A 14079-nucleotide genomic window follows, 5' to 3' on the forward strand; every position below is an offset into this window, starting at 1 on the left:
TGTCCAGTGACAGAACTGCAGTTCAGCATAAAATTTCGTGTTTTGGAAAAAACATGGCGCGAGGTTCACGTCGTTTGCTTAATATGCAAGCAAGATACGACAACGGATATTTAAGAGAAGAAATTATCCAGGGAAAATTGTTAGCTGCTTTGAGTAGATCTAAAGAGTAAAAAAGAAGCGAACTGCCTGCTCTATATCCTTGTCCTATTTGAACAAATAAAGATAGTGAGCAGGCATTGATTGACTTACCAGATTGAAAAATTAATAAACGGTTACCCAGTTTGAGTATTGACTATTCCCACAACTATTTGACGCTCTAACGCGAACATACTGAGTGCCTGATAAACCCAAAGAGTAAGACGGTGACGATGAGCTACCATGATAAGTCCACACGCCGGTCCAATACTCGACATCATAACGAGTGGCTCCCGGCACAGCATTCCAACTAATAGCGCGACTGCTACCGTTTAAACCTGTTGGAACTGCCGGCGCAGAGGTGCATCCGTCAGAAGGCAATTCCATTTCAGACCAATAACTATAGTAGCTACTACCGCAGCTATTGCTTGCATTGACACGAACATATTGCGTGCTACCGGCAGGCAAACCTTTAAACGTATATTCACTGTCTGATGTAGTATCGACGGTTTGCCATTCACTATCATTCACCCAAAGTTGTACCGCATAACTTGTTGCCTGGCTCACCGAATTCCAATCGGCGGTAAATGATGTTGATGAGTTAGCGGTGTTAACTGGTTTGTTGGGTGTGGCCGGGGCTGAGGTACAACTCCCGCCGTCGTTTGCTGCTTTATAAGTGTAATACAACTGCGACCATTGTCCGTTTTCATAATAGTGGAAGGTAATATGAACTGTTGAACCGTCAGTCGGTAAACCTGTTACAGTATGAGATGTGCCATTAATTACGCTGGAATTTCTGTAGTAGTCTCTTGCGCCGCGAGACGAACCTGCATAAAACCAAAAGCCAGTTGCGTTGCCAGGATTCCACCTGAAAAGTTGCGATGATCCTGAGAGTGTTTCGCCTTCCGTCGGACTAGTAATACCAAGTTTTCCATTATTGTTTTCATCAAAGGCTGTATAAGTGTAATAGGATTGAGACCAGCGGTCCTTGATTAGATAATGAAGTGTCACATGAACGATTGATCCATCTGTTGGCAAGCCGGTCGCAGTTTCAGAAGTATCTGTTGTTGGTTTTGAGATCCCGTAATAATCTTCCGCTCCCTGTGATGAGCCTGCGGCTAATCTGAACTCTGTTGCATCTCCACTGTTCCAGGAAAATAGTTGGGATGAGCCACTCAAGGTCGAGCCATTAGCAATATTATTAATTATTGGAATATCGTTGCCTGTTCCTGCGCCGGAAATCGTGCCTTCTATTGCGTAATAACCGAGAGAGGAATATTTTGAAAAACCTCGACTCGGTGTACCTTCAGCGCCACCGGTAATTTCAAGTGTATAATTTCCCGCTGACAAAGTAAGGTCAAAGGAAGCTGAACGGTTAACACTTTTATTGGATTGCGCAACAATATTTCCAGATGCATCTTTTATCCTTGCGTGAACGTCGAGCATTCCTCCACCAATATGCTCGGCTCTATCGATAGTTAAATTGACATGTCCACCTGAGGAACCTATTGAGAACGCAAAGCTATCTGAGTCGGTATTATACTCAATTTGTCCAATGTTATTTGCGGCACTTACGTTGCCACCAGAATCGATGATCAAGGCTTTGGTGTTAGAAATGTCATCTGGTTTAAAAGGAATAAAACGGTTGATTTTAACGAAGTCATCTTCACGATTTGACGCGCCCGAATATTCGCCTTTACTCCACTGATAGAGCGCATTATTCCAACTAGTTCCCATCCAGATATTTCCCATTACCGGCACCCATTCAAACTCGGGAATACCGTTATAATATTCTCCTCCAGGATAGCCTCCATCATGGGCGAGGTGAAGTAAATGTCCAATTTCGTGGGCAGCAATTCGTCCTTGACCATAAGCATCGCTTTCACGGTAAAGAGTACAGAAAGTAGAGGTGCCAAACGCGAAGTGACATGAGGAACGACCAGACTCACGATACATAGTTGCGCCACCGCGTCGGCTTGGTGCGGCGTTATCATAAACCCTTTGATTGGTTGTGACGTTTACGTCAAACATGGAAAAACTTGCTGCAACAATTTGCCAGGTTGTCCAAATGAATTCCTTTGAAACATCATAGGGAATACCATTGCTCATGACTCGACGTGTATCTAAAAGAATAACGTAACTCGACCCAGGCTTACTTTCTAACTGGCCAACGTGTGTTCCAGGATAAGGTCCAATATGAGGGATATCTGACAACGAGTATTGAAATGCATGCTTTGTTGTGGCGATAAGTCTATCGTGTTTATGGTGTTCGAAGTCACAAACCGGATGAACGTCTGTAATCGCAATTTCGTCAACCACCAGATTTTTGCCAACTGTTGTATATTCGTAGGCGAGGTTTCGGTCCCTTAAGATTATCCAACCATAAACATTGTTCTCGTTGCCCTGTAAGATAAACTCTGAATTAGGAATACCGGTTGCGTGCCCATTCATAGAGAGCGTACCATTGGTTTCTAAGAAGAAGTTTTCTGCAACGACTTCGATTCCTCCACCTTCATTATCAACCAAAGTAAAATTTGTTAGTCCAAGATTTGACTGTGAGTTAGTGATGTTATCATTTAAACTCAAATTTTTTGCCGCAATTTCATTGATACCTAACTGCTCAAGAAAAGAAGCTGGTGTACCCAGGGATAATTGCGTTGGTGTCGAAATAAGAGTGTTTTGTTCACCTTTGTTCCAGTTCTCCAAGCTCGGATCACTAGTTGCCTGTAGTATTGGGCTGAAAAACAAACAAGCGAATAAAACCTTTAATCGGATTTTTTGGAAAAACCTTAAAAGAAATTGATGAGTTGTATTTGTTTTCATATTTATCCATCCAAAAGTGCAGTAACTACTAGCTAATCACGGGCTGTGAGCACGACGGAAAAATTTAAACTTCAACAATGCAAATATACTAATATTAACGGAAATAGTTTTTTAGATCGCATATTATTAAATTTATGACTGACTGAATCTATTTTAGTGGTACGACCGAAACCTCGGCTTCTACAAAAGCCTTCGGAAAATACTGAAATAGTTTGCGGCTCTACTTTTATGATTATCGCCATTGTTATTGTTACTACCAATATTTGTCGTTATGGCGAAAGTTTCAATTTCAGATTTAATTTAAAATGAAAAAGAACTCACGATTGTCGTTAATGCCAACAATCCGTACGCCAGTGTATATTTTTAGCTGGTTGATTCTCTACCAGCAACTTCTGAGATTATCAATAAGCGAAACAGCTTTCTATGGCAAGTGTTTCGAATGGCGGTAATTGGTGTGTGAGTCAGTTATTATTGTCTTTAAATGACTAAGAGTGATAAGAGGTCAACAGAAATATCAATCTAACTCTGTTAACATAACGCGTTAGTATGCGATTAAAAACCTGCGGACAAGTAAAATTATGAAGATTAAAATGGTTTTGCTTCTTGTACTGTTTTCGTTATCTATTCAGGCAGCCGATGAAGACAGGTTGTTGGTTCTGACTGAAGAATGGAAACCATTCAGTTTTGAGGAAAACGGAAAAATATCAGGTGTTAGTACAGCCATGGTTAAAGCAATTTTAGACCATGCAAATCTTCAATATGAGATAGATTTACTACCGTGGAAGAGGGCCTATCGTATTGCCAACAATAAAAAGAATACTATTTTATTTAGCGTTAGCCGTATAGCAAGTCGAGAATCGGACTTTATCTGGGTTGGCCCTTTATTTCTAGAGAATACTTCTTTTTATCGTTTAACCGAACGAGAAGATATTCAGATCAATGATGCCGCTGATTTAACCCGTTACACTATTGGCGTGTCCCGCGGCGGTTCAGCTGAGGCCTATTTAAATAAGAACGGTTTCAAAGAAAACCAGAATTACTATAGTTATGAAAGTGATCAACAAGCTGAAAAGATGCTGGTTTCTGATAGAGTGGACTTAATTCCAATTTCAGATATGAGGTATTTGTATCGAAGAAATGTTGGTAACTCTACGTTACCGAAAGTGGCTAAAGCGTTTACTTATCAAAGTGAAAGCTTTTATGTGGGAATCAATAAAGGCACTTCAGAGAAAGTGGTCAAAAGAATAACAGAATCATTTAAACAACTGAGCCAAAAGAATTTCCAGGAAAAAATTATCAATAACTTCTTCCTGAAAATTAAAAAGAAAGGAAGAGAAGCACATTAATCTGCTTATGCACTTTCATTAATTTCCTGTACCTGCCCACACAAAAGCCATGGCGTCAGCAATTGTGGCTGCGCCTTGTTCACCATCATGTTGACGAGTTAAACTCACTTTTATAGTGTCATTTTGTTGAGCCGAAACGGAACCCAATAAAACCCACTGGCCTGCGGATGTATTTTGGTTTTTACTAATGCTGATATTAGCACTGCCAGATTGAATGATATATTCAGCAGAACTATCTCGCGAGTAGTTTGAGCCATTCGGTTTTCTGTTACTCCACCAGGCATAAACTTGATAGAAACCTGATTGAGTTGCTTTCGCTTGCCAGCTCACGGTTTCATTTTCTTGATTTGCGTAGCGAGACTGACTGAGTTTTTCTTTGGGGTAGTTATCAACAGCACTCGATGATTGCCAACCGTTAGTTTCAAAATACCCTTTGTAATCGTGATCAACAACAATTGTTTTGGGTGAGCAAGGGAACTGACTGTCATTATCATCACAATAGTGATATTTCATAAAAGTGCGAATGTTATCAGCCATTCTATCGGTAAACCAATTTCGTTGTGTTTCAGAAAAGCGAATGTCGCTGCCAATTTCAAACTGAATTGCGTCTAATCCTTCGGTATTGTGGCTGCCGTTAAATTTAATCGTAGCACCGCCGCTTAAATTACTTTCCGGGGTTGGTAAGGCATCTGTCGGTATTTGACTATTGTCTGGTTGGATAGTAAAACCTTGTTCAGATAGCAGGCCAAAAAAACTATGACTGCCAACGACCGCATCCCAGCCGTGTTTTGTCAGCAGCTTTTCGACAGAGAAACCATTTCGGGTTCCGCGAATGATTTCAGCCGGGTGTTGGGCTTGGCCGTGAATATCCAATAAAATGCCTTGACCGAATTTCCGTTGAATATCATTAATAAATGTTTCGATTTTACTATGGTAACTTTCGTAGTAAAGTCGAGCGTTTTTGCTTTCAAAAGCTTGATGCTCTGGGCGGTTGGCGTCAATATATTTACGATGGAATTCGGCTGCAACGATGTAAGGTGTGCCGCCGTATTTTTGCGAGTATTTTGAAACGATGTCTTTCGCGATACCTTTTGTCCAACTATCTTTTACAATGTTAAAATCTTCAACCGGTATTCCGTTTAAGTCAAATCCTGTCCGTTCGTTAACATTCGCTGGTTGCTCACTACCACCATGGGGTGCAGTAATTAGAATTGGAATCGTACCTTCGACAAAATAAACAAGATTCTCACTTTCTCCACGGGCGTCTCTTATTCCGAAGAATACCAGTAAAAGCAGGGCACAACTAACAAAGAGATTATTGTTTTTCATTTTCTTCTCCTGATTTTCTAGCTAATAGAAACACTACAAAAAAAGAAATCCTAATAGAATTTTTTGTGAAAGGTATGCGTTTTAGTTATGAAAGGTGTTTTTCAGGTTTTAGTTTACCTGGAGGCAAAGTAAGTCAAAAACTTACTTGTGCTTTTCCAGTGGTCAACCACTGAGAAATTTCACATTGATTTCACACGGAAGAAGTTAATCTACCGCTACACAAACACAGGTAGATACTATGTTAAAGAAAATACTTATTTCAACCTTAATCCTGGTCACAGTCTTAGTTGGATCATTTTATGGTGGAAAAGCATGGCTTAAAAGCCTGTTGCCAGACAAAGCTCACTTTCAAGCGCTTAAACAAACTCAAACCAGTGACTTGCCTTACGTAACCGAAAATATTCCTGCTAACCGCGGCAAGATCCTTGCGGTTGTCACCAATGTTAGTGAGATGGGGATAGACGAAGAAACTGGAGAAGCTCGAAAGACAGGTTATGAACACACAGAGTTGGCTCGAGCGTATTGGGTGTTCATCGCCAATGGTTTTGAGGTGGATATTGCCAGCCCAAAAGGCGGCAAGCCACCGGTTGTGATTGACGGAGAAGACATGGGAGCGTATGACTACGCATTTTTAAATGACGTTGCAATTCAACAACAAATAGACAACTCAATTCCGCTGGCTGATATTGATCCGTCAGATTATGAAGCCGTGTATTTTGTCGGCGGTAAAGGAACCATGTTTGATTTTCCAGACAACAAAGATATTCAACGCATCACAAAAGCTTTATACCAAGATGGCAAAGTGGTTAGCGCGGTTTGCCATGGTCCTGCGGCGCTTGTCAATGTTCAGTTGGACAACGGTGAAATGCTACTCGCCAACAAGCAGGTCAGCGGTTTTACCAATGAAGAAGAGTTAATTCTAATCTCTGATGCGAAAGAGATTTTCCCATTCATGCTAGAAGACAAATTAATTGAACAAGGCGCACAATTTCAAGCAGGAAACAACTTCTTAGAAAAAGTCAGTCAGGACGGTAAACTAATCACTGGTCAAAATCCCTGGTCAGTCTGGACCATGGCTGAAATGGTGGTTGAAGAATTAGGATACGAACCAAAGGAAAGAGCAAGAACGCCTGAAGAATTTTCCATTGAATTGCTAATGACCTACGAAAAATACGGATTAGAAACTGCGAAAGAAGAACTAAAAAAGCAACCCGAATCTTACCAGCGAGTTCAGCTCCTTATGCATGCGGTGCTGGCCTTTATGCAATATGAAATCAGCAAAGGGGTCGATATTCTAAGTCTTGTGGAAGATTTAAAGGAACTAGCCGGTTAATCGTGCTGGTTCCTGTTCAAATCCAAAAGACAAAACTCAGACATTTCAGCAAATTCAGATCGTCAATTGATGAATATTGCGTTATTCACTTAACGAGAGTTCAACCACTTCTTTTTTTGCGGCCACCTGAATTGTCATTAAAAGATGTGTCTGATTGATATCCGTTAAGTAATCTATACTTTTATCGAAATCTCCTAAAATTTTAAAAGATTCATTGTCGAGATCGTAGGACCAGAGCTGATTTTTACGATTAAAAGCGTAGAGAACATTACCATTAATCATGAAGCCTTTAGCTTTACTTCGCTGATTAGTCAATGATTTAATCTGCCGATCTTCAACGGGGCCCGACTGCCAAAATTGGTCTAGGTGATCTTTGTAGATCAAACGGCCATCTTCACTTTTTTGTGCCCATAAAATAGTCTTGTCGCTGATCTCTTTAAACTCTGAATTACTAAAATCGTATTCCACAGCGATTGGTTTGCCGTTGACACTGATAGCCAATAATGCGCTATTGTTTTTACTATCCCATTGAAAAAGCCGAATAACAGGATAGTTTAATGAAAAGTTTTTCTGATTTGAGTCGAGAAAAACCTGGGTAAGGATACTGTTGGCATTAACTAAAAGACTTTTGCCATCTGCGGCCCAGTCAAACCCACGAATATAAGTATCCATCGGAAAACGGCTGACCTGTTTTGGGTCATTGCCATCGCTTATCCAGATTTGCGGTTCTCCTGAACGCTCAGACCAGAATGCAATTAGTTCGCCCTCAGGTTGAAAAATAGCAAAATCTTCTCCGACATTGGTGCGCTCTATACTTGTATAGCTTTGCGGTAGCCTATTTTGGAACTGAGTCGATTGAATCTGATTTGGTTGGGTTGTTTGAGTTGTAAGGGGGGAATGGTTTAACTCGGCCAATTGATTTAACGGCAGCTTTACAATATCACTATCGTAAGGGCCTTTTATCATGAGTAATTTTTTGCCGTCCGGATGAAATTCGGGTTGCGCCATGCTATCGGAAAAAGGAGAGCTGATTTTGGCAACTTTACCATCAAAAGAGAGGGTAAAGAGCTGTTTACCAGTACTAAAAATGAGTTGTTCGTGAGAAGGCGTAAAGTTCGGATAAATTGGCCGAAATTTGGGAATTGCCGGCGGCCTCTCTATCGTGTGGCTGGATAAAATATCGCCATCAGGGTTTAACATTTCAACATAATGTTTGCCGTCCTTATGGACACTTGTTACTGCGATAAGGTTACGTTTTGCTGAATAAGCGAAATCGATTAAATTGCCGTCATTGACATCGTAAAGATCACGGCTGCTGTTGTCACCTGGTGAATAAATGATCAACTTCCATCGGTTTGCATGTCTTTTCATTAGAGCAATCTTATTATCACTCAACCAAACAGGCTTTTTCACTAACGAGTTTTTGCATTGAAGTATGACCTTTGGTTGCTGTGGGCTTTCTAATGCCTTTTCAAAATCTAAACTAACCAAATCGTGGCAGTATTTTTGGTCAACGGGCTCGGTACAAGGTTCTGTTGCCAAAAACACCATTTTTTTGCCATCTATAGAAAAACTATGACGACCATAGGCGCCCCAATCTTGAGTGAGTTGGAATTCTTTTTGCGTGCTCGTGTTTTTAGCCCATATTTTATTAACGCACTGTTTATCCAGGTAGCGATGGAAAACAATATATTGACCGTCAGGCGAATAGGTTGCGTCAAATTCTTTGTCGTCAGTCGCCGTAAGCAAGCGGAGTTGGTCAAAAGATATTTGGGATTTCGTTGGTGTTAGATTTTGATAGCCAATAATGGCTAGAATGATGACACCAGCGATGATAGATATCAGCTTGAAATTTGTGTTTGATGGCGCTGTTTCAGGGGTTAAATCAATACTCCCTTTGCTATGTTTAATTTGGGATTCGTCTAAGCTATTTTTTAGAGAACTGGCATCTCTTAGAGAGTCGCTGTCTTTTGCAGAACCGCTGGCAGTTGCAGATTCAGCGATTGTCGATTCAGAGACTGCCGAGTCAGAGATTGCTGATTCGGAGATTGTCGAATTGACGTTGTCTTGCCATCTAACATCACATTCCAGACTATAGCCTTGTTTAGCATGGGTTTTGATATAGAGATTTCCTTCTTCACCAAGCGCCTTTCTTAGTTGAGCGATGCTCTTTTGCAGTGTATTAGGCGACACAGCGGTGTCTTGCCAGACTTTAGATAACAAAGCGTCTTGACTCACCACCTGACCCTGGTTTTCTGCCAGGTAGGTGAGAACCGCCAAAGCTTTGGGCGCTATAGTTTGAGATTGCCTATTTTGAGTGATCTGATTTCTGGATAAATCGATAAAGAAACCACCTACCCAATATTGTGCTGACATATAACCTCTAATTGACAATTGCATGGTTCTTAACTTTCCAAAACGGAAGCTGCTGCTGAACCGAAAGCCTACGAGAAAACCCGTATCTTAACATACGTCGGGATTGTTATGAAATTTATAACTGATTGATAAATAAGCAAAATTTTAACGTCAGCAAAAATTCAGCAAGACGTCAGTGGAACTTCAAGCATTTTTATTTCGAATCGATTAATTTCAACTTTCAATTTAATCCACCGAAAGTCTTTTACCAAGAGATAAATATGAAAAAGAGTTTAATCGTCTTTCTTTTAGTGTTGTTACCTTTTCTAAAGCTTGAGGCTGTTGCCGGCGACTCATATGAAATAACTGGCTATAAAATGCCGGGCATACAAGTCATACCAATCAAAGATACAAAATCGAACAGGCAATACGAGCTCCTCGTTAAACTGCCTGAAAATTATGCGGAAAATAAGGACAAAAAATACCCGGTTATTTATTTCACCGATGCTGTCTGGCATATCGAATTATTATCTTCTATCACTTTTTTCATGATGGAAGACGTGATACTGGTTGGAGTCTCCTGGCAGAAAGACATTGGAGAAGATTTAATCAAGGAAGAGGGAGCCCATGTTAGTCGATACCGCGATTACTCATTCAAAAAGTCCAGCAATGCCGAACGTCAGGCCAAATATGAGTTTGGACAGGCCAGCAATCATCTGGCGTTTATTCGCAACGATGTCTTCAAGTACGTAGAAACTAACTATCGAACCGAACCTGACAATCGTACCTATTTCGGTTTTTCAATGGGTGGCCTCTTTGGCGCATACGCACTACTAACGCAACCTGACTCATTTAAAAATTACCTGCTTGGTAGTCCATCACTTTGGCAGCTTTCCGCGCTTGAATCTAAAGCCGATGCAAATGTTAAAAATATGAACGCCAATGTTTTTGTTTCATATGGTTCTCTGGAGGAAAAACTCCGTCCGCATATTGAAGATTTTGTTCGCTTAATGAAAAAAAGAAACGATAAGAGTCTAAAGCTAAAGCAAGTAGTGATTGAATCTGCTGGCCATAGTGATTCCTCTCCTATGATGAGCGTGCGCAGCGTGAAATGGCTATCAAGCTTGCAGCCAAAAGGAGATAAATAATGAAGCCGATCTATTGTTTTTTAATCTCGCTTTGCGCATTTGCACTGGGTAACAACAGTTACAGCCAAGATAACGCAGCTACCAAAAGTTATCCGCTTTTGGAAGGGCCTTACATGGGACAAAAGCCGCCGGGCATGGTAGCAGAGCCTTTCGCACCAGGTATTATTTCCACAGAAGGCTGGGAAATCGAAGGCACATTTGCGCCGGGCATGAAAGAGTTTTACTTCACTTCTGACAATGGCAAAGGGACGCCTATCATCGTCACCGGCTTTCGCCAGGAAAACAATGTTTGGAAGAAATACATCGAATTTAGGCGAAGAGGTGAGGTGACTTTCTCACCAGACGGCGAGCGTATGCATATGGCGAGCGGATTTAAGGACCGCGCCGGTGATGGCTGGTCAGAACGCAAGAGCTTGGGGCCAGCTTTTGAAGCAATAAGAATCATGCGCCTTAGCGCCTCATCCAATGGGACTTATGTCTTAGATGAGGCAAGAAGAAATGGAGACGGGGTCATTCGTTCTTCGCGTTTAATTAACGGTAAACGTGAAGCGCCAAAACCGCTCGGCAAGGAGATTAACAGTGGTAGATTGACGGCGCATCCTTTTATCGCTCCTGACGAAAGCTATCTGATTTGGGATAGTGTGCGCGAGGGTGGCTTTGGGGCCTCTGACCTTTATATTAGTTTCCGACAAAAGGATGGTTCATGGGGGCCTGCCATTAATATGGGGCCGAAGGTTAATACCGACAAAGGGGATACCTACGCTAGTGTCACGCCAGATGGCAAATACATTCTTTTCAACAGGCGTATCGATGACGAAAAAGATAACACTGATATTTACTGGATAGATGCGAAAGTTATCGAGATACTTAGGAGCAAGCAATAAATCATGAGAACTATTTACATTTTGAATTTCAACCTGAAATTGACAAGTTTAATTGGTGTCGCACTATTAACCTTTTTCTGTGGCGCAGTTGCGGCAAAATCGCCGCAAGAAGCTTCAGTAACCAACGCGAAAACCAACGCTAAGGTCCCATTTCGGGATATACCTTATCTTAAAGAGGCCTTTATTGATGCTTCACCGGAAAAAAGAAAGGATGATATTCCCGTGGGCAAGTTAGGCATTGATGGCGGCGATAAAGCTGTGATTGCAGAGTTAGCCCAGGACATCGCTAATAAAAAATATGGTTTTGTCGACAGTTTACTGATCGCTCAAAAAGGCAAGCTTTTGTTTGAGTCTTATTATTTGCGTGGTCGTTTGGGTTTACCTCATGGACAAGCGTCAACCACTAAATCTTATGTTAGCTTGGCGATTGGACGCGCCATTCAGCTGGGTTATCTGACAATGGCGGATCTGGATAAGCCTTTGGTGAATTTTCTCAAAGAACTAGATTTATCAAAGTTAGTTAAGGGCGCGGAAACGATTACGTTGCATAAGGCGCTGAGTATGCAATCTGGCGCGCGCATCAGCCGAGAACAGATAAAGGAGTTTGAGAAAAATCCGTGTCAGCTAAAAGGTCAGCGACAGGTACAAACTTTTCTTGAACAGAGTCCGCTTATTTCCTCGACATCTCAAGGTTTTAAATATCAAAGTATTGATCCGAGGTTAGTGATGCAGGTGCTTGATGCTGTGGTGCCTGGTACCGCTAAAGATTTTATCAAAAATGAGCTTCTCGATAAATTGGGGATCACTGAATATGGCTGGGAGGATGATGTGAGCGGATTACCAATGGGGCCTCATTCGTCAAGCATGACATCGCGGGATATGCTTAAGTGGGGAATGTTGGTGATGAATAAAGGTCAATGGAAGGGCGAGCAACTGATTTCAAAAGCTTATCTTGCCAGAGCGACCAATAAAATTGTCCGCCTTGGTGATGATGATATTTTCTTTACTGGTGATAATGTGACTAGTCCTGGTTATGGTTATTACTTTTGGCAAGCAGATATGAAGGCTGGCAACAAAAGATACTTCACGCGATCCGCTCAAGGCGGTGGGGGCCAGTATATTATTTTGATTGATGAGCTTGATTTGATTGTTGTTGCTACTGGTCATGAAAGGGATGATAGAACGATGCAAATGGCGGCGGGAGGGGTATTGCCTGCTTTTGTTAAAAAATGATTAAGTATGAAAACCACATTCAATTAACACAGAAATTTGAACAGTCTCTGATTGAGACTGTTCAAATATCAGTTGCACATCCGTTAGCTGCCACTGGGCCAGGACTTACGCCACTCAGCTCGGAGCCCCGCTCGGTCGACTTCTTTTCCCCGAAGGTATACCTTATTAATCTTTCGAGTATTGGTAATGTCATTAAGAGGATTTGCATCTAACACCATGAATGCGGCTTCTTTACCGGGCGCTATCAATCCCAGATCTTCAAGTCTCAGACTATCAGCAGCGGTTTTGGTCGCGGCAACAATGACTTCGGCCGGGGTAAAACCCGCGGCAACCATATTTTCCATGTCCACATGGGTTGTCCAGCCAACAGGTTTATCGCGACCGGCACCACCCGCGTCGGACCCCATCGTAAATTGCACTCCGGCGGCCCGCAGTTTTTTCACGATGGCGACCTGCTTTTCCCAATCCGCTTTTCTCTTCTCCCTAACTTCACGCTTAGGGTTTGGAAAACGCTTCTGCATTGATTTGAGGTGAATTGGCGCGATCATCTCTGCCAGCAAGGGGTCTGATGGGTGAAGATAGGGCGCGTAAAACTCCACTCGTCCTCCAGCGCTGGTCAGTGCGGAGTATGTAGTGAACTCCTTCACTAATCCGTCATCTAACTCGAAATAAGGATGAAGCATTATCGCGCCGCCGCGAATCATTTCCTGCGCATCCTCAAGGTTGGTTGGGTGGAATCCCACTCGCATGTTGTGCTTGCGCGCCTCGTCGATAACGGCTCGATAGACTAAAGGGCTCATTGCCGGATTCGAATTGGGCCACAACTTAATCTGCGTCACTTTCCAATCGGCTAATCGTTGAACTGCTGCGCGAGCTTCCGCTTCTGAACTGACGCCAAATGCGGACTGTCTGCCATAATCTGGAATAATCGCTTCGCGGGTTGTGATACCTGGACCGGCAGGATAATATCTCGCCGCATTCGGGTGCTGTCCAGCTAAAATTTCGTCTCTTATCTTATAAGGGATTTCGCCGAATTCGTAGCCGGCACTCCACACGGCGGCGACACCAGCGTATGCGAGCCTGGACATGTGGTCGAGAATATTATCTCGTGTAAAATTTTGCGGTCCCCAATTGAATAACCCGCGTCCAGACGGATCGATTTGCGCCCACTTCGAAATGACATGGCTATACCTGTCGTATCCAATGTGGGTGTGGGTGTCGATGAGTCCTGGGATGACGGTCTTTCCGCTTAGATCAATTCGCTTCGCGCCTACGGGGTAGCGCAGCTCTCCTTTTTTTCCGACGTGGGTAAATTTTCCGTTTTTCACGAGGAAAGCGGAACTTTCAATCGGTGGTCCCCCGTGACCGGTAATGAGCCGTGCACCTTCGAACAAGGTTGTTTCGCCACTTATGTCGGCTGCAAAACTGTTAAAAACGATGGCTACTGTTAACAAAACAGTGCCGATAATTTTCTTTATCATGTGTAAATGCCT

At 42.4% G+C, this 14079-nt stretch carries 9 protein-coding genes; 5 read left to right on the forward strand and 4 right to left on the reverse strand.

Annotation, left to right across the window (positions count from 1 at the left end; translation table 11 throughout):
* Positions 1–261 precede the first annotated feature (261 nt).
* Positions 262–2958, reverse strand: coding sequence for a fibronectin type III domain-containing protein (locus tag FLL46_RS18495; RefSeq protein WP_142932832.1), 2697 nt, complete (start codon positions 2956–2958; stop codon positions 262–264).
* Between the two features lie 578 nt (positions 2959–3536).
* Between FLL46_RS18495 and FLL46_RS18500 the strand changes: the two genes are divergently transcribed.
* Complete coding sequence (locus tag FLL46_RS18500) at positions 3537–4304, forward strand: substrate-binding periplasmic protein (RefSeq protein ID WP_142932833.1); 768 nt, start codon at positions 3537–3539, stop codon at positions 4302–4304.
* A gap of 18 nt (positions 4305–4322) precedes the next feature.
* On the opposite strand, the gene FLL46_RS18505 is transcribed toward FLL46_RS18500, so the two are convergent.
* Positions 4323–5633, reverse strand: coding sequence for a golvesin C-terminal-like domain-containing protein (locus FLL46_RS18505; protein WP_142932834.1), 1311 nt, complete (start codon positions 5631–5633; stop codon positions 4323–4325).
* A gap of 238 nt (positions 5634–5871) precedes the next feature.
* Between FLL46_RS18505 and FLL46_RS18510 the strand changes: the two genes are divergently transcribed.
* Positions 5872–6966, forward strand: a complete 1095-nt coding sequence (locus FLL46_RS18510; protein WP_142932835.1) for a type 1 glutamine amidotransferase domain-containing protein — start codon at positions 5872–5874, stop codon at positions 6964–6966.
* Between the two features lie 81 nt (positions 6967–7047).
* Here FLL46_RS18510 and FLL46_RS18515 read toward each other — a convergent pair whose 3' ends face one another.
* A complete protein-coding gene (locus FLL46_RS18515; protein WP_142932836.1) occupies positions 7048–9342 on the reverse strand; it encodes a winged helix-turn-helix domain-containing protein in 2295 nt (764 codons plus the stop codon).
* 260 nt (positions 9343–9602) lie between these two features.
* Between FLL46_RS18515 and FLL46_RS18520 the strand changes: the two genes are divergently transcribed.
* Genes FLL46_RS18520 through FLL46_RS18530 form a run of 3 tightly spaced genes read left to right on the forward strand, consistent with a single transcriptional unit; the run spans position 9603 to position 12586 of the window.
* Entirely contained in the window at positions 9603–10469 is an 867-nt protein-coding gene (locus FLL46_RS18520) for an alpha/beta hydrolase (protein WP_210418750.1), read from the forward strand.
* Positions 10469–11353, forward strand: a complete 885-nt coding sequence (locus tag FLL46_RS18525) for a TolB family protein (RefSeq protein ID WP_142932837.1) — start codon at positions 10469–10471, stop codon at positions 11351–11353. Before FLL46_RS18520 ends, FLL46_RS18525 begins: the two co-directional genes overlap by 1 nt.
* A 3-nt stretch (positions 11354–11356) precedes the next feature.
* Positions 11357–12586, forward strand: a complete 1230-nt coding sequence (locus tag FLL46_RS18530; RefSeq protein WP_210418751.1) for a serine hydrolase domain-containing protein — start codon at positions 11357–11359, stop codon at positions 12584–12586.
* 83 nt (positions 12587–12669) lie between these two features.
* On the opposite strand, the gene FLL46_RS18535 is transcribed toward FLL46_RS18530, so the two are convergent.
* Positions 12670–14067, reverse strand: coding sequence for an amidohydrolase family protein (locus FLL46_RS18535; RefSeq protein WP_142932838.1), 1398 nt, complete (start codon positions 14065–14067; stop codon positions 12670–12672).
* Between the last annotated feature and the right edge of the window lie 12 nt (positions 14068–14079).

The sequence above is a fragment of the Aliikangiella coralliicola genome (assembly GCF_007004725.1).
In the GTDB taxonomy this organism is placed as follows: domain Bacteria; phylum Pseudomonadota; class Gammaproteobacteria; order Enterobacterales; family Kangiellaceae; genus Aliikangiella; species Aliikangiella coralliicola.

What these genes read in the sequence shown, in the direction of transcription:
- FLL46_RS18495 (WP_142932832.1), bottom strand. Translation starts at nt 2,958, where the DNA reads ATGAAAACAAATACAACTCATCAATTTCTTTTAAGGTTTTTCCAAAAA.
- FLL46_RS18500 (WP_142932833.1), top strand. Translation starts at nt 3,537, where the DNA reads ATGAAGATTAAAATGGTTTTGCTTCTTGTACTGTTTTCGTTATCTATT.
- FLL46_RS18505 (WP_142932834.1), bottom strand. Translation starts at nt 5,633, where the DNA reads ATGAAAAACAATAATCTCTTTGTTAGTTGTGCCCTGCTTTTACTGGTA.
- FLL46_RS18510 (WP_142932835.1), top strand. Translation starts at nt 5,872, where the DNA reads ATGTTAAAGAAAATACTTATTTCAACCTTAATCCTGGTCACAGTCTTA.
- FLL46_RS18515 (WP_142932836.1), bottom strand. Translation starts at nt 9,342, where the DNA reads ATGTCAGCACAATATTGGGTAGGTGGTTTCTTTATCGATTTATCCAGA.
- FLL46_RS18520 (WP_210418750.1), top strand. Translation starts at nt 9,603, where the DNA reads ATGAAAAAGAGTTTAATCGTCTTTCTTTTAGTGTTGTTACCTTTTCTA.
- FLL46_RS18525 (WP_142932837.1), top strand. Translation starts at nt 10,469, where the DNA reads ATGAAGCCGATCTATTGTTTTTTAATCTCGCTTTGCGCATTTGCACTG.
- FLL46_RS18530 (WP_210418751.1), top strand. Translation starts at nt 11,357, where the DNA reads ATGAGAACTATTTACATTTTGAATTTCAACCTGAAATTGACAAGTTTA.
- FLL46_RS18535 (WP_142932838.1), bottom strand. Translation starts at nt 14,067, where the DNA reads ATGATAAAGAAAATTATCGGCACTGTTTTGTTAACAGTAGCCATCGTT.